A 15,284-nucleotide genomic window follows, 5' to 3' on the forward strand; every position below is an offset into this window, starting at 1 on the left:
TCAGTTCCCGATTGCCGCCCATTCAGTTCCCAAGAGGCAGACTCTGCCTCACCCACACCTTCCCGACTGCCGCTGCCATGACTGCATTCCTGCGCCACTCCGTTCTCGCCGTTGCCGTGGCCTGCGCTGGCCTCGCGGCAGATGCCCATGCCGGTGCCCGTGACGACCTGAAGTCCTTCACCAGCGGTCTGCGTGGCCTGGATGGGCAGTTCTCGCAGCAGGTGTTCGACTCGCGCGGCAAACTGAAGGAATCCTCCAGTGGCCGCGTGGCGCTGTCGGCGCCGCGGCTGTTCCGCTGGGAATACACCCGCCCGCATCCGCAGCTGATCGTCGCTGACGGCGCAAAAGTGTGGGTGTATGAGCCTGACCTGGAACAGGCCACGGTGCGCGAGCAGGGCTCCGAGGAGCAGAGCAGTCCGCTCACCGCCCTGATCAACCCGGCATTGCTGGAGCGCCAGTACGATGTCAGCGAGGAGGCCGCGGCGCGTGATGGAATGCAGTGGCTGTCGCTGACCCCCAAGCGCGAGACCGATGCCAGCTTCCAGTACGCGGCGCTGGGTTTTGCCCAGGGTGGACTTTCGCGAATGGAGGTGGTCGATGCCGTGGGCCAGCGCACCGTCATTGATTTCAGTGGCTGGAAGAAGAACCCGGGCTTTGCCGCCGGCACCTTCCGCTTTGTGCCCGCCAAGGGCGTGGACGTCGTTGGCGAGCGTTGATCCGCCGGCAGGGACGAGTGAGCCACGCTGCTAGAATGCGGGCGTGGCCAGATCCCGAAATATCTTCATTGATGATACGCCCGCCGACCTGCTGAGTGCCGATCGCGACGGCATGCGTCCGCTCGCCGAACGCATGCGTCCGCGCACCCTGGACGAGATGGTTGGGCAGAAGCGGCTGCTGGCTCCCAGCACGGCGTTGCGCCGCGCGGTTGAATCCGGGCATGTGCACTCGATGATCCTGTGGGGCCCACCGGGCTGCGGCAAGACCACGCTGGCGCTGCTGCTGGCCCAATACGCCGATGCCGAGTTCAAAGCGATTTCCGCCGTGCTCTCCGGCTTGCCGGAGGTGCGCCAGGTGCTGGCCGAGGCGGCGCAGCGCTTTGCCGAAGGACGTCGCACGGTGCTGTTCGTCGATGAGGTGCACCGCTTCAACAAGGCCCAGCAGGACGCCTTCCTGCCGCATATCGAGCGCGGCACGATCATCTTTGTTGGCGCCACCACCGAGAATCCGTCCTTCGAGCTGAATTCGGCGCTGCTGTCGCGCTGCCGGGTCCATGTGCTCGAATCGGTTTCGCCGGAGGATGTGGTTGAAGCATTGCAGCGGGCCTTGCACGATTCCGCGCGCGGATTGGGAGAGCAGGGCATCCGCGTCTCTCCGGACTCCCTGCTGGAGATCGCCCGCGCCGCCGATGGCGACGTGCGCCGCGCCCTTACCCTGCTGGAGATCGCCGCCGAGCTGGCGACGGGCGAGGGCGGGGAAATCACGCCCGAGACCCTGCTGCAGGTCCTGGCCGATCGCACCCGCCGTTTCGACAAGGGCGGCGAACAGTTCTACGACCAGATATCGGCGTTGCACAAATCGGTGCGCAGCTCCAACCCGGATGGCGCGATCTACTGGCTGGCACGGATGATCGACGGCGGCTGCGATCCGTCCTATCTGCTGCGGCGGCTGACCATCATGGCGGTGGAAGACGTCGGGCTGGCCGATCCACGGGCACTGGAGATGGCGATCAATGTCTGGAATGCCTATGACAGGATCGGTGCCCCGGAGGGCAATATCGCGCTGTCCAATCTGGTGGTCTATCTGGCCAGCACCGCCAAATCCAACGCGGCCTACATGGCGCTGAAGGCCGCCCGGGCCGACGTCGCCGAGCTGGGCACCCAGCCGGTGCCGCTGCACCTGCGCAATGCCCCGACCCGGTTGATGAAGACGCTGGGATACGGCCAGGGTTACCAGTACGACCACGATGTGGAGGGCGGCATCGCGCTGGACCAGACCGCGTTCCCGGATGGAATGGGCGAGCGCGTATATTACCAGCCGGTCGAGCGCGGCCTTGAAATCAAGCTCAAGGAGAAGCTGGACCGGTTGCGTGCGGCGCGCGAAAAGGCGCTGGCGGCGCGCAAATGACAGCGGGCAGTTCCCTTCTGGGCGGAGACTGAGTGATGTGGCTTTCGTTCCTGGCCATCGGAGTGGGCGCAACCATCGGCGCCTGGCTGCGGTTTGCTCTTAGCATCTGGCTGAACCCGGTGCATGGCACGGTTCCGCTGGGAACGCTGGCAGCCAATCTGCTGGGCGGCTATGCAGTCGGACTGGCCCTGGCATTTTTCATCAGCCACCCCGAGCTTCCACCGCAATGGCGGCTTTTTGTGGTGACTGGCCTGCTGGGCGGCCTGACCACGTTCTCCAGCTTCTCTGCCGAGGTCGTGGATCTGCTGCAGCGCCAGCAGCTGGGCTGGGGCCTGCTGACGATCGCGCTGCACCTGGGGGGCTCGCTGTCGATGACCGCGTTGGGCTGGTGGTCCTGGCGGCTGGCGCGTTCCTTGGCATGAGACGGGTTTCCTAACGGGGGGCCTTGCCGCATCATTCGCGCTCCACGACACAGGCGTCAAAGAAACATGCAGCACAGGCAGAAGCAGGGATGAGCGATCCAGTGGCGGACAATGCCGGTACCCGTTTCGATGAATGCGGCAATTTGACGACTTCGACCGCGATCATCGGGGCAGACGTCGGCGGCACCTATGCGCGGCTGGGCTGGGCGACGCTGCGGCCGGGCGAACCCATCCAGGTGAACGGGTTCCGCAAATACACCTGCGCCGAGCATCCCAGCCTGGCCGCGATCCTGCGCGATTATGTCCACTGGCTGCACACGGAGAATCTGGCGCCGGCGATCCAGTCTGCGGTGGTCGCCATTGCTGGCGTGCTCGATGGCGATGACCTGCTCAACACGAACCTGGCCTGGCCGGTGTCGCTGTCGCGGACCCGTCATGACGCGGGGCTGGAGCAGCTGGCGCTGATCAACGACTTTGTCGCCGTGGCCCAGGCGCTGCCGTATGCCGATGCCGCCGCCATGCAGCGGATCTATGGGGAGGGTGCGCTGGAAATGCGCCTGCCGGCCCTGGTGCTGGGGCCGGGAACGGGACTGGGAGTGGCGCTGCGGCTGGCTGATGGCGTGCTTTCCAGCGAGGCGGGGCACGCGGCTCTTTCCGCCGGCACCCCCTTGGAGCAGGACGTGTTGCGACTGCTCTCGCAACAGCATGCGCACGTCGACAACGAACGGATATTGTCCGGGCCGGGGCTGGTGGCGTTGTACACCTGCCTGTGCGAGCTGCGCGCGGTACCGGCCCAATGGCAGACACCGGCGCAGATCATCCAGGCGGCGCGGGCCGAAACCGATACCCTCGCGCTGGAAAGCACGCAGATGTTCGCCGCGTGGCTGGGCAGCCTGGCCGGTGATCTGGCGCTGACATTCGGCGCACGATCGGTCTATCTGACGGGGGGCATTACCGGGCACTTGGCTGCCGAACTGCATGATGATGGCTTCCAGCAACGGTTCCTGTCCAAGGGCGGGCTCTCGCCGGCACTGCGGCAGGTCCCGGTGTGGCGTATCGAACACGGCGAACTGGGGGTGCTGGGTGCCTTGGCATGGCATGCCGAAAACGCCCTCCCCGCAGCTGCTCGCCGGTCAGCCACGGAGCACGGTGAATGAGGACACGTCGGCAATTCTTGCAGACCTCCGCGCTGCTGGGCGCCCTTGGTGGCGCCGCGCCGAGGTTGCTGGCCTCACCGGTGGACGCGCGCGGCGCGCGCGTGGTGTCCACCTGGGACTTCGGCGTGGGTGCCAATCAGGCCGCCTGGAAAGTGCTTGCCGCGGGCGGCAGCGCGCTGGATGCGGTGGAAGCCGGGGCGCGCTGGGCCGAGAGTGACTTGTGCAATCCGACGGTGGGCCGGTGCGGCAATCCCGATCGCGACGGGGTCTTGTCGCTGGATGCGAGCATCATGGCCGGCGACGGCCGTTGCGGTTCGGTGGCGGCATTGACCGACATCCTGCATCCGATCTCGGTAGCACGGCGGGTGATGGAAAAGACCCCGCACGTGATGCTGGTGGGCGAGGGGGCCCAGCAGTTCGCCGTGCAGCAGGGATTCGAACGGCAGAAGCTGCTGACGCCGGAAGCCGAGAAAGCGTGGCGCGACTGGCTCAAGACCGAGAACTACGCGCCGCAGATCAATGCCGAGCGGCGAGGGCGTCCCGGCGACAAAGACAACCACGACACGATCGGCATGCTGGCCATCGATGAAAGCGGCCAGATGGCCGGGGCCTGCACCACCAGCGGCATGGCGTGGAAAATGCACGGCCGGGTGGGGGACAGTCCGATCATTGGCGCCGGTCTGTATGTCGACAACGACGTCGGCGCGGCGACCGCTTCGGGCGTAGGCGAGGAAATGATCCGCAATGCGGCTTCGTTTCTGGTGGTCGAACTCATGCGCCAGGGGCATTCGCCCGCCGAAGCCTGCCAGGAGGCGATCCAGCGGGTGGTGCGCAAACGCCCGGAAGCCAGCCGCACGCTGCAGGTCTGCTTCCTGGCGATGAATCGCAGTGGGGAGATTGGCGCGTATGCATTGCACCGTGGCTTCGTTTACGCGATCTGTGACAGCAAAAAGCAGGACGCGCTGCTGGATTCGCCTTCGGTCTACACGAGCACGCAGGTGTGAGCACCCGCTACCTGCTTGAAATCGCCTGCAATTCGGCCACGTCGGCCGTGGCCGCGCAGGAAGGTGGCGCTGACCGGGTCGAGCTGTTCGAGAACCTCGAACATGGGGGAACCACGCCATCGATGGGCACCATCGCGGTTGCGCGTGACCGGCTGCGGATTCCGCTGTTTGTGCTGATCCGTCCGCGGCCGGGCGATTTCCTTTACAGCGAGCTTGAGGCGGAGATCATGCTGCGCGATATCGAACAGTGCCGGCAACGGGGCTGTGATGGCGTGGTCATTGGCGCACTGACGGCGGATGCTGAAATCGACATGGCGCTCTGTCGCCAGATGGTTGCCGCCGCCGGCCCGTTGGGCATTACGTTCCATCGTGCCTTTGATGCCACCGGTGATTTGTCGAACGCGCTGGATCAGGTCATCGCCCTGGGCGCGCACCGGATACTCAGCTCGGGCGGCTGCACCAGCGCCGTCGACGGCAGCCCGGTGCTGGCATCGCTGGTGGCAAAGGCCGGATCCGACATCACGTTGATGGCTGGTGCCGGTTTGAACGCCGGCAACATCGGGGATGTGGCCCGACGCTCAGGCTGTCGCGAGTTGCACGCCTCAGCCAAATCCGTTCGACATTCGATGATGCGACACCAGAACCCCGCATTGATCGGCCTGGAAAACGACTGGGTTCAATCCGATGCAGGCACGATTGCCGAGCTGCGGCGCGCACTGGATCGGGCCTCGATCTGATTGACATAATATACATTATGCGAAATGGCTAATTAGCCGTCTCCGATGGGTCTGCCGCTGGATCCAGTCTCACCTACCATGCCGGCTGTTCAGCGCACTCTTGTGGGTACTGACTCTGTAGATCTAGGGTACAAAGCGCGCCCTCCAATGGGTACCGCGGGGGTGATCCGCACTTAAGTGGGTACCGCAAGCATTGAATCAGCCAAGTTCGTTCTCCCACTCCCGCCACAGTGCGGTATCCGGAATCATGGCTTCAGCCTGCTGCAGGAGATGGCGGCGAAGATCCTCGGAGACCGCTTGGTCTTCCAGCTTCATAAGGTCGCCATATGACCTGCCGATGCGGGAATACACTCATCGACACGCCGGCCGTTATTGAGGGTGCCGTGGCGCAGCAGCCTTTCTCGACACCTACCTCGCATGGGCAGCCCGTGAGCGCGACTGTGTCAGGCTTGCACCACCTGCGAGCTGCTCGGCGCCAGCGCCCTCACTCGCCGCTGTTGTAATCCTCCCTCGTCCGCTGGCGGCCATGGGCGGCAGCCGCTGGGTCGTTCCACACGCACTTATGGAGCAATACCGGCCACCCTGCACCTGGCGCACTTCAGACGCTGGCAGATCTAGAAACGCTACGACGCGACCGACCCGGTTTCTCAAGCTCTCGCCCGACCATGCCAGAGCTTGCGCGCAGGTGGCGGCGGAGCTGGCACTCAAACTTCCGCCCGAGACGCTCTCGGACGGGGCGATGTCTCTTTCCCTGGCTGGCGCCGGGATCGAGGCGCCCACATCCTTCGAGCCGGCCCGGCGTCCGTTCTCCGCGGAGGTGTCTACCATGGTGCCCTGGCGGACCAGTGCCGGGGACTTCCTGAGGGTCGGCAGGGAATCGTTACGTACAGGGCCAAAAACCACCTAAGCGATTGAAACGCAATGATAATTGCCTTGTCCCGATAGCGCATCTCCCCGTCTATGGGGCCTGTTCAAGGACTTTCGCTGTATAGCTCAGCGGCGCCACTTCCCTATCAAGGTCGAGATGGTAGTCGCCGAAGCGGTTGATGTGGCTGGTCCGAAACGGCGACAGTCCGGCCAGGATCTCGGGCGTCAGTTCAACTCCCTCCTTCCGCATCTCAGCCAAGGTCCGGCTCATGCCTTCTACGTTGTGGAGGATGATCATGTTAGCGACCAGCTGGCTGTACTTGATGATCTTGCGCTGCTCGTGTTGGACGTTCTCAGCAATGATCCCCTGGCTGCCAAAGAACACCCATTTTACGAAGCCGTTGTACTCCTCGCTCTTGTTGGTCGCAGCATGGATCGTTTTCCGAATCTCGTTGTCATCGATGTAGCGCAGCAAGAACAGCGTTCGGACGGCCTTGCCAAGTTCCCGGAAGGCGAAGTACAGCTTGTTCTTCCGGCTGTAGGTGCCCAGCCGGCGCAGGATCGAGGACGCGGTGATCTTCCCCAATCGGATCGAGATCACTACCCGCAGCATGTCGTGGAGATGGGTGGCGATCAGTTGCCAGTCGATGCTGTCTCCGAACAGTGCCTGGATGTTCTTATAGGTCCTGCCAGGTTCAGGCCGGAAGAATGTGAGATCCTTGATGTTTCGTATCCTGGGCATCAGCTGGATGCCCAGCATGTGGGCCAAACCGAAGACCGGATAGCTTTGGGCCTGCGTGTCGCCATGGACGATCTCGGGCTGGATGTCGGACGTGTTGGCCAGCAGGCCATCGAGGATGTAGATGCCCTCGTGCACGCCACAGGGAATGAAGTGGCTGAACAGCGCCACGTATTTGTCGGACACATGGTAGTAGCCGATGCCGCCGTAGCCGCCGTAGCGGATGTGGTACTCCGACAGCAGGTTGTCCTCGTACACGCTCCACTTGGTGCCATCTGCTGACGCGCTCTTGCCGCTGCCCCAATAGCCCGGCAGGTCAAATTTGTTGTAGGTATTGATGACCTCCACGATGGCCTTCTCAAGGACATCTTCGGTCACGTATTTGAGGTTGAGCCAAGCGACCTGGCGACGGCTGAAGCCCTTGATCGACCGCGCCGTCTGCGTCGGACCCAAGTTGCAGCCATAGCAAAACAGCGTGGTGATCACCCGTCGAGGGAGATCTTCAACCTGGCTCTCGGTGCCGGCGATCGGACGGAAGAATCGGTGCAGATCCAGCCATTGGCTGGCGTCGATCAGGACATCGACGATGCTGGACTCCGGGAGCCGTTCGGCGATGAGGCGGTCCACGGTGGCAATGGCGCTTGAGACCTCGGCGCGTTGCCCCTTCCGCAGTACCAGGCGTCCTTCCAGAATGTCCGCATGAACATTCTCGGGGAAACGCTCGTCAACTTCGTCGGCCAAGTCGGTCAGTTGTGCGCGCAACCCGGCCACGAAAGTCGCAGCGTCGGTGGGCAAGCCTGACACCTGGCCATAGGCTTCCAGTTCCTGGGCCAAGGTGGCTTCATCGACCAGCTGCTCGCGGTAGTCGTCAAATCGTTCGCTGCTCGGGATGAAGAGATCTCCCGACTTCAGTTCGTCCTTGACCTGCACCAGCACGGCCAGCTCGAAGTACTTACGGTGCATCCAGCCGGCGCCTGCCGCGCTGGCCCGCTTGCCAAACACGTGCTGACGCCAGAGCTTGGACATCCAATCGAAGTCCTTTTCCGGGTCCAGGCCGAGGGATGCGACCTCGATCAGCTCACGGCGTTGGTTGCGCAGCGACAGCACCGCTGCAATCAACGGCTCCATGCCGGCATCGTGGCTGGTTGCCCGCAAGTTCATCAGCTCCAGCCCATTGAACAGCAGCGGCCTGACCGCGCCGTAGGGTTGCAGCATGAAAGGCAGATAGTTCTTTCCTGCGTATGCCATATGTTCTTCGCATTCGGCCAACAAGGTCGACACTTCCGCTTCCAGACTGTTATCGATGGCATCCACGCGCTGACTATCGCTGCCGTCGAGCTGATAGGCCTGCAGGATTTCCTTGAGCTGGCCGATCAGGAAGTCGGCCCGCTTGGCATGTTCGAGCTGGTAGGCCAGCAGCTTTTGCTGGGCCGTGTTCTCCAGCCCGCGCACCTGCTTGATGAACAGCTCGGCTGCGTCATCCAGCGTCTTGGCATGCTGGGCGCGAATGAAGATGGTGGCCAACGCATAGCGCTTGTCCGGAGCCAGTTCGGCTAACTCGCTGGCGTCATAGGCGCGAGCCATTGCACGGAATTGCTTGAGCTTGGGCACCGGCACATCGATGGGAGGCAGCTGCTCGGCCAACTGCTGCAGCATGCGGATGTGCTGCAGATAGAACCGGACCTCCTTGTTGGTCGGTCGGCCAGGCTCGCGCTTGAGCGATTGCCAGCCAGTAAATCTGGAGCCTTCCGGTGCGCGCAGCAATTCGTCAATGAGCGTGCGCGTGGCAGGCGTCAGCGCGTGACTGATGCTGCGGTAGTAGCCCAGATTGACCCGCTCACGTGCGCTGATGGCGGCCAGCTCCAGGGTGCGGAAGCCTGGCAGTTCGTAGCGGTGGTGCACCAGCTCTTCGAGCAGGACGTTCACGATGTCCGGGATGGTGTGCTTGGTCTGGGCTGCTCCGGTGGCCACCGTGTCCAGCCAGGCCAAGCCTGATTTGTCCAGGGGATGTACCCCGATGAACTGCCGAAGCTGCGGCATATGGCGGCGCTGGCTACCGGAAGCGTCGTAACGTTCGAGCTGGTCGGTGTCCAATACGCGCCCGAGTCGGGCGGCCTTGGCGATGTGCTTCCGGATCCGCTCGGGCACTTCGGCTAACACCGTGAAGTAACCCAGGCGCTGGAAGAGCTTGAGATGAATCAGTACCGCCAGCTGCGGTCCCGGCTGGGTGGTCAGCTGCTTGGCGAATGCAATCTCAGCGGCGGTGGGGGTATAGATCTCCTCCAGTTCCTTGGCGGTGGGATCAGGCTTCAGTCGCGGGTAGGCGGTCTCGTGAAGGGTAGCCATTGGATCCGGAGGTTATGAGGGGATCAATCCCAGTGCCGGCCGTCGTCTGTATTGAGAGACGCTTCCAGGAAACACTGGTGCGTATCGGCCATGCGGTGCATGTCATCGAGCAACGTGGCCAGGATTTCATCCAGATCCCGGTCGGGATCGGTGGGAACAGTCAACTGGTACTCGCTGCTGGCAGTGTTCAGGCGCACAGCCTGGAACGGGGCCAAGCAGATCTCTTCGATCCGGCCTCGGGCCTTGGCCGCGCCGCGGCCCGTGCGGGCAAACGGGGTCAGCACCATGCGCAGGCGCAGCTGCAAGGCCGGTTTGCCCTCGGGCGCCGGCAGTGCCATCGCCGGTACCGGCGCGGTTGGACTGGGCAGGCTTGCTTCAATGCGGTCACGGGCAAAGGGGTCACGCCCGTCCAGATAGCGCATGGCCGACTGCACATCGCGCCAGCCCACGTACTCCATCAGCGCCTTCATGTCCCAGCCTTGGTCGTTGGCCCAGCTGGCAAAGCCGCGGCGCAACGAATGGCTGCTGTGGAGCCCCGCATCGGCAAAGCCGGCACTGGTCAGCAACTCGCGTAGCAGGCGCACCAAGCTGTTGGGATGCAGGCCCTCGGCGCTCACCTGGCCCCATTGGTTAACCGCCCGAAACACCGGCCCTTCGTGCAGGTCGGCCGCCTGCAGCCACACCTGGGTCGCCTCCACCGGGCACAACCGCGACAACGCCGGCACCTTGTAGGTGACGCCGGCGGCCTGGCGGTCGCCCTTGCTGCGCGGCAGGAAACAGGTCATCCCCTGTCCCGGCACCAGCGTGAGATGGGCCACGTCCAGACGCAGCAGTTCATCGCCACGGAAGCCCCGCCAGAATCCGAGCAGCACCAACGCTCGGTCGCGTTGATGGCGCAGCGCCGCCGCTCCGTCGCCCCGGGCATGCGCCGCCGCGATCGCGGCAGCCAACCAGTCATCGAGCTCGACCAGCCGCCGAATCTGCAGCGGCGCGGCTTGCTTGACCTGGCCCGGGTGCAGGGTCTGGATGCCTTTGAGCACCTTGCGCACCAGCGGCGACCGGGTCGGGTCGACAAAGCCGTGGTCGCGGTGCCAAGAGGCAATGGCGGCCAGCCGGTGGCGAAGCGTGCTGGCGGCTAGGGTCTGCGCATACGCGGCCAGGTACCGCGCCACGCTGTCCGGTGTCGCTGGGAGGTGGCCTTGCCATTCAACCTCGAAGTGCCGCAGCGCCGACGCATAGCTGCGCACCGTGTTCTGGCGCGTGGCTGCATCGAGGTAGCGGTCCAGTTCGGTCACTGGCGCGTGGCCTCCACAGCGACCGGCTGCCGCAGGGTCGACAGGATGGTGCATTCAGCCCGCTGCCCACCGTGGCAACTGGCAATCACCCGTTCCAACTCGGTGGCCATGCGCTCCAGGTCGGCCATGCGCGCCCGCACGTCGGTCAGATGGCTGCGTGCCAGCCGGTCCACGTCCCCGCACGAAAGCTCCTCATCGCCGGCCAGCTGCAGCAGGCTGCGGACCTCCTCCAGGCTGAAGCCTAGGTCCCGGCCGCGCGCAATGAAGCGCAGCCGCTCGATGTCGGCCGGGCCATAGACCCGGTAGCCATTGCCCGAGCGCCCCGGGCGCGGCAACAGGCCGATCCGCTCGTAATAGCGGATCGTCTCCAGGTGGCATCCACTGGCGTCGGCAGCCTCACTGATTTTCATTCGTAGTACGCTTGACTCCGTAGTAGCTACGGACTTTACACTCACCTGCTGTGTCATGCCAGCGACCCGCCCGGGCCCGGCTTCCCTGCGACTGGAGATGTTCCGATGAGTGATTGCGGCTGCCACCACGAGGCCAAGAATGCGCAGGAGCGGCGCGTCCTCTGGATCGCCCTAGCGTTGAACGCGGCGATGGCCGTGATCGGCGGCATCGCCGGCTGGATTGCCCATTCCACTGGCCTGCTGGCCGACGCTCTGGACATGCTGTCCGATGCCACCGCCTATGCCATTGGCCTGGTCGCTATCGGGCGCACGGCGCGCTTCAAGGCCAATGCCGCTTGGGTCAGCGGCAGCGTGCTGCTTGTGCTGGGTGTGGGCGTGTTGGTTGAGGTGGGCCGCCGGGTGATGTACGGCGCCGAGCCGGTCAGCGGCTGGATGATTGGCACCGCCCTGCTGTCGCTGGCGGTCAATATGGCGGTGCTGCGCATGCTGGCACCGCTAAAGTCCGGCGAAGTGCATCTGCGAGCGACGTGGCTGTTCACGCGGGCCGATGTGGTCGCCAATGTTGGGGTGATCCTGGCCGGTCTGTTGGTGTGGTGGCTGGCCAGCCCGTACCCGGATTTCGTGATCGGCGCCCTGATCGGCCTGTATGTGATCAAGGAAGCCTTCGAGATTTTAGGTGATGCCCGCCGGGCAGGTGCCGACGCGCGCAAGACGGCTGCATGACCAGGCTTGGCCGACTGAGCTCGGACTCTGGCGGCTGCGCTTGAACCCGGCACTGTCACGTGGCGCAGCTGGCCCCCGACCTAATCCGTCGCAGCTCAATCTGCGTGACCGTGCGGAAGCTCAGGCAAAACGTTAACTTTCTGTTCTTCGGATGCCGGATTCCGTCAATTTCCCGCGCCAGCTTTTGCCTGGCCACCTGACTCGCAGAGGCCACTCGAGCCCGCGAGATTGATGAATAAGCGTCAGCTTGCTGATGAGCGGGACCCAAGGTATCTTTCCGGCCTCAAATGTATCAGTCCTAGCCACACGTGCCTTCCATTGTCATCCATGCCAAGCGCTACGCTCTGGCACTGCTGCTCGCAGTGATGATCATCGTGCCTGTCGTTGATGCTTCGGTCTGCTTCTCTGAGGAGCAGTCACACCAGGAAGTGGCAGGGCCAGGCGATGGCCACCCCGATAAGGCGCATGCCGCTTGTGGTCACGGTCACTGCCACCACAGCAGCACTTTTGTGGCGTCCAACGGTTTCACCAGTGCCGAAGCCGCAAGAAATGAAGGCGGGCACACGTTCTACGAACAGCCCATGACGTCCCACATCCCGGACACGCTGATTAGACCTCCCAGGCTTTGATCGCATAACAGGCGCAACGCGCCTGTCAGTCCTTCTGCGATCACCTTTGTGTAGGTCTTTCCATGAACACATCTTGTTGCTGGGCGCTCCGTGCGCTCGGCCGACGCGTGGCTGCACGTGCAGTCGCCGGCCAGTACTGCGCCGCCTTGAAGAAGGCGACCTGAATGCCCTTCTCAACATCTACCAATCTCCGAACTGCACGCGATCGAGCGGCACTACTGATGGCAACCTCCGTGCTTGCCATCGGCGCATCTCTTGGTGTGCGCGATTTTGGGCCTGTCGACGAACCGAGATTTGCCTTGGTTGCCACCCAAATGGTGGCAACCGGAAGCTCGCTGTTCCCGCGTCGGGGAGCGGAGCTGCACCCAGACAAGCGTCTCTTCATGTGGATCTCGGCTGCACTGCTGTCACTGACCCAAAACCTGCGGACCGCGGTCCTGGCCCCTTCGCTGGTGTCAGGCGTTGCATATGTGTGGATGGCTTTCCATCTAGGAACGCGCAATGGCGGCCGTGTGCGCTAGGGGCGCGCGCGGTGGTCAATAAAAAGGAATCACCAATGCATTACGTGAAAACAGAATTCAACCGAGGCAGTTCGCGCGGGGGCCTAGGCTCAGATCCACTGGGCCGTCTTGGCAAGCCCATCTGCGGCCCGCAGCTGGGCGTCAACACGTTGATTATCATCGTGGCGATGTACTTCACGTTCTTTCTCAACAGCGCGTTCTTCGCAGAAGTAATTGCGAAGAGTGGTGCGGACGGAGCAGCTCGTGCGCTACTTGTTATCTCTACGGGAGCGATCCTCACTGCCTTGAATGTGCTCATTCTCGGATTGCTATGCGTTCGATGGACGGTGAAGCCGGTTCTTGCATTGCTTCTCGTCGTGTCCGCTACTGCTGCCTACTATTCAGACAATTACAGCGTCTACTTCGACGCCAGCATGGTACGAAATGTGCTGAAGACCGACGGCGCTGAAGCCGGAGAGTTGCTGACCTGGGGCTTCTTTCTTGCGGTACTAATTAAAGGCGTCGTGCCAGCTATCGCGGTATGCATGGTAAGGCTCCAACGTTCTTCCAATGTGACGCGGGCGATACTTGCAAGAGTGCTTCTACTTGGCATGGCGGTTGTTGTAATCGTTGGCGCGGCAATTGCGTCATTCGACGACCTCTCATCACTCATACGCAATCACAAGCAAGTCAGATACCTTGCAAACCCTGGAAACTACATCGCTTCCATTGCGAAGGTTGTGCGAGAAGACACCCGTGCGGAGCGCGGTCCGATCCAAGTGGTTGGCCCCGATGCCATGATGACGCCTCATCCGCCAGGCGCGAAGCCCCACTTCTTGGTCATCGTTGTAGGTGAGACGGTTCGTGCGCAGAACTGGGGTTTGAATGGATACGGCAGACAGACAACGCCACAGTTGGCAGCGTTGGACGTCGTCAATTTCTCAGACGTGACCGCCTGCGGGTCAAACACCGAAGTGTCGGTGCCCTGTATGTTCTCTGCGTACGGGAGGCGAGACTACGATCGAGACAAGATCAAAGGTTCGGAGTCGCTTCTGCATGTTTTGGAGCGTGCCGGGGTCAGGACCCTATGGCGTGACAACCAGACTGGATGCAAGGGCGTCTGCTCTGATCTGGCATTTGAATCCTATCGCGTGCCGGTCAAGGATGTTCTGTGCGACGACCAAGCATGCCGTGACGAGATTATGCTGCAAGGTCTGCATGACTCGATCGAGGACAACCCTGGTGATGTCGTTGTCGTTCTACATCAGCTGGGGAACCACGGACCCAGCTACTTCAAGCGATACCCGGAAGATCTGACGAAATTTACTCCCGACTGCCGAAACGCAGACTTGGGCAAGTGCACACGCGGTGAAATCGTCAATGCGTATGACAACGCGGTCCTTGCGACAGATGACTTCCTTGCAAAGACAATTCGCATGCTTGAACAGGACAAGAGTCACGATACCGGGCTGATCTATGTCTCCGACCACGGCGAGTCATTAGGGGAGGCGAACGTCTATCTTCACGGGCTCCCCTACGCTATCGCCCCTGATACTCAGATCAAGGTGCCGATGGTGATGTGGATGTCTGATGGTATGAAGAGCAGCAACAACCTGGACCTTCAATGTGTCCGGGACCGATCAAAGCAGCCGTCCAGCCACGACAACCTCTTCCATTCTGTGCTTGGCCTGATGCAGGTTAGGACGACGGTGCTAGACGAGAGCCTAAATCTGTTCTCAGGCTGTACCAGCAACGCCGGTCACAGCCTATAGCCGACCACGGCGAGTATCGCTGTTGGAAGACCCGTGAGCGTCTCTTGGGCCCAAAAGAAGGAAACATCGAAGTGGCAGATATGTACGGTCATCGTCCGCGGAGCATTGCGCGCGTCTTTGAGGCGCTTCGCTGGTCTCTCCAGGGACTGAGATCAGCTTGGCTGCATGAATCGTCGTTTCGGTTGGAAGTTGTTATGGCCGCGGTGGCATTACCTACAGCTATCTTTTTCGGCAACTCAGGGGTAGAGCGAGTGCTTCTCATGGGGAGCGTACTGTTCGTTTTGGCATTCGAGCTGCTGAACTCCGCTATCGAGGCAGTGATCGAACGGTATGGCCCAGAAATCCATGAGCTGGCTGGTCGTGCGGTAATCCCCCCATTAACCAGAGTTCTGAGAAGTAGAGCTATGCGGCCATGGCCAACCGCTGCTTGGGGGTGATGCCGCCCAAGGCCATGTTTGGGCGTTCATGGTTGTACATCCACATCCATTGGGTGGCGCACAGCCTGACCTCATCAAGGTCTGTCCAATGGTACTGCGAGAGCCATTCGTAGCGCACCGTT

General features: G+C 62.5%; 13 protein-coding genes and 1 pseudogene. 10 read left to right on the top strand and 4 right to left on the bottom strand.

Annotation, left to right across the window (positions count from 1 at the left end; genetic code table 11):
- Window positions 1-77 precede the first annotated feature (77 nt).
- The 6 genes from lolA to ARC78_RS13855 all read left to right on the top strand — a co-directional run bounded on the left by lolA (window position 78) and on the right by ARC78_RS13855 (window position 5,444).
- Window positions 78-716, top strand: coding sequence for an outer membrane lipoprotein periplasmic chaperone LolA (gene lolA / locus ARC78_RS13830; RefSeq protein WP_054658538.1), 639 nt, complete (start codon window positions 78-80; stop codon window positions 714-716).
- 112 nt (window positions 717-828) lie between these two features.
- Entirely contained in the window at window positions 829-2,124 is a 1,296-nt protein-coding gene (locus ARC78_RS13835) for a replication-associated recombination protein A (RefSeq protein ID WP_083468446.1), read from the top strand.
- A 35-nt stretch (window positions 2,125-2,159) separates the two neighbouring features.
- Window positions 2,160-2,546 (top strand): fluoride efflux transporter CrcB, encoded by a 387-nt coding sequence (gene crcB, locus ARC78_RS13840; RefSeq protein WP_054658542.1) that lies wholly within the window; start codon window positions 2,160-2,162, stop codon window positions 2,544-2,546.
- A gap of 89 nt (window positions 2,547-2,635) precedes the next feature.
- Window positions 2,636-3,703, top strand: coding sequence for a glucokinase (locus ARC78_RS13845; RefSeq protein WP_096144981.1), 1,068 nt, complete (start codon window positions 2,636-2,638; stop codon window positions 3,701-3,703).
- Window positions 3,700-4,707 (top strand): glycosylasparaginase, encoded by a 1,008-nt coding sequence (locus ARC78_RS13850; RefSeq protein ID WP_057506505.1) that lies wholly within the window; start codon window positions 3,700-3,702, stop codon window positions 4,705-4,707. The genes ARC78_RS13845 and ARC78_RS13850 overlap by 4 nt, the downstream gene beginning before the upstream one ends.
- Entirely contained in the window at window positions 4,704-5,444 is a 741-nt protein-coding gene (locus ARC78_RS13855; RefSeq protein ID WP_054659356.1) for a copper homeostasis protein CutC, read from the top strand. Before ARC78_RS13850 ends, ARC78_RS13855 begins: the two co-directional genes overlap by 4 nt.
- 958 nt (window positions 5,445-6,402) lie before the next feature.
- On the opposite strand, the gene ARC78_RS13865 is transcribed toward ARC78_RS13855, so the two are convergent.
- From ARC78_RS13865 to ARC78_RS13875, 3 genes are read right to left on the bottom strand one after another with little or no spacing between them, the layout of a single operon-like run.
- Window positions 6,403-9,396 carry a Tn3 family transposase gene (locus ARC78_RS13865; protein WP_054659359.1) on the bottom strand — a complete coding sequence of 998 codons (2,994 nt, stop codon included), beginning with the start codon at window positions 9,394-9,396 and terminating at the stop codon, window positions 6,403-6,405.
- 23 nt (window positions 9,397-9,419) lie between these two features.
- Window positions 9,420-10,691 carry a site-specific integrase gene (locus ARC78_RS13870; RefSeq protein ID WP_017355000.1) on the bottom strand — a complete coding sequence of 424 codons (1,272 nt, stop codon included), beginning with the start codon at window positions 10,689-10,691 and terminating at the stop codon, window positions 9,420-9,422.
- Window positions 10,688-11,101, bottom strand: coding sequence for a MerR family transcriptional regulator (locus ARC78_RS13875; protein WP_014159604.1), 414 nt, complete (start codon window positions 11,099-11,101; stop codon window positions 10,688-10,690). The genes ARC78_RS13870 and ARC78_RS13875 overlap by 4 nt, the downstream gene beginning before the upstream one ends.
- Before the next feature lie 105 nt (window positions 11,102-11,206).
- Here ARC78_RS13875 and ARC78_RS13880 point away from each other — a divergent pair, with 105 nt between their 5' ends.
- The 4 genes and pseudogenes from ARC78_RS13880 to ARC78_RS16410 form a co-directional block, all read left to right on the top strand.
- Window positions 11,207-11,824, top strand: coding sequence for a cation efflux transmembrane domain-containing protein (locus ARC78_RS13880; RefSeq protein WP_014159605.1), 618 nt, complete (start codon window positions 11,207-11,209; stop codon window positions 11,822-11,824).
- A 308-nt stretch (window positions 11,825-12,132) separates the two neighbouring features.
- Window positions 12,133-12,453: a hypothetical protein gene (locus ARC78_RS16795; protein WP_062167471.1), complete on the top strand. Its 321-nt coding sequence runs from the start codon at window positions 12,133-12,135 to the stop codon at window positions 12,451-12,453.
- Between the two features lie 556 nt (window positions 12,454-13,009).
- On the top strand, window positions 13,010-14,725 hold the full coding sequence (locus tag ARC78_RS13885) for a phosphoethanolamine transferase (RefSeq protein WP_055765228.1): 1,716 nt from the start codon (window positions 13,010-13,012) through the stop codon (window positions 14,723-14,725).
- 71 nt (window positions 14,726-14,796) lie between these two features.
- Window positions 14,797-15,090: pseudogene (locus ARC78_RS16410) on the top strand (diacylglycerol kinase); the annotation flags it as partial.
- A gap of 37 nt (window positions 15,091-15,127) precedes the next feature.
- On the opposite strand, the gene ARC78_RS16415 reads toward ARC78_RS16410, so the two are convergent.
- The coding region (locus ARC78_RS16415; RefSeq protein WP_145974349.1) for an integrase core domain-containing protein at window positions 15,128-15,284 on the bottom strand (157 nt) is incomplete at its 5' end.

The sequence above is a fragment of the Stenotrophomonas pictorum JCM 9942 genome, from assembly GCF_001431585.1.
Lineage (GTDB): Bacteria > Pseudomonadota > Gammaproteobacteria > Xanthomonadales > Xanthomonadaceae > Stenotrophomonas > Stenotrophomonas pictorum.

Excerpts from the sequence above, each read along its gene's own strand:
- ARC78_RS13865 (WP_054659359.1), bottom strand. The coding sequence starts at position 9,396 with ATGGCTACCCTTCACGAGACCGCCTACCCGCGACTGAAGCCTGATCCC.
- ARC78_RS13835 (WP_083468446.1), top strand. The coding sequence starts at position 829 with ATGCGTCCGCTCGCCGAACGCATGCGTCCGCGCACCCTGGACGAGATG.
- ARC78_RS13875 (WP_014159604.1), bottom strand. The coding sequence starts at position 11,101 with ATGAAAATCAGTGAGGCTGCCGACGCCAGTGGATGCCACCTGGAGACG.
- lolA (WP_054658538.1), top strand. The coding sequence starts at position 78 with ATGACTGCATTCCTGCGCCACTCCGTTCTCGCCGTTGCCGTGGCCTGC.
- ARC78_RS13850 (WP_057506505.1), top strand. The coding sequence starts at position 3,700 with ATGAGGACACGTCGGCAATTCTTGCAGACCTCCGCGCTGCTGGGCGCC.
- ARC78_RS13885 (WP_055765228.1), top strand. The coding sequence starts at position 13,010 with ATGCATTACGTGAAAACAGAATTCAACCGAGGCAGTTCGCGCGGGGGC.
- crcB (WP_054658542.1), top strand. The coding sequence starts at position 2,160 with ATGTGGCTTTCGTTCCTGGCCATCGGAGTGGGCGCAACCATCGGCGCC.
- ARC78_RS13845 (WP_096144981.1), top strand. The coding sequence starts at position 2,636 with ATGAGCGATCCAGTGGCGGACAATGCCGGTACCCGTTTCGATGAATGC.
- ARC78_RS13880 (WP_014159605.1), top strand. The coding sequence starts at position 11,207 with ATGAGTGATTGCGGCTGCCACCACGAGGCCAAGAATGCGCAGGAGCGG.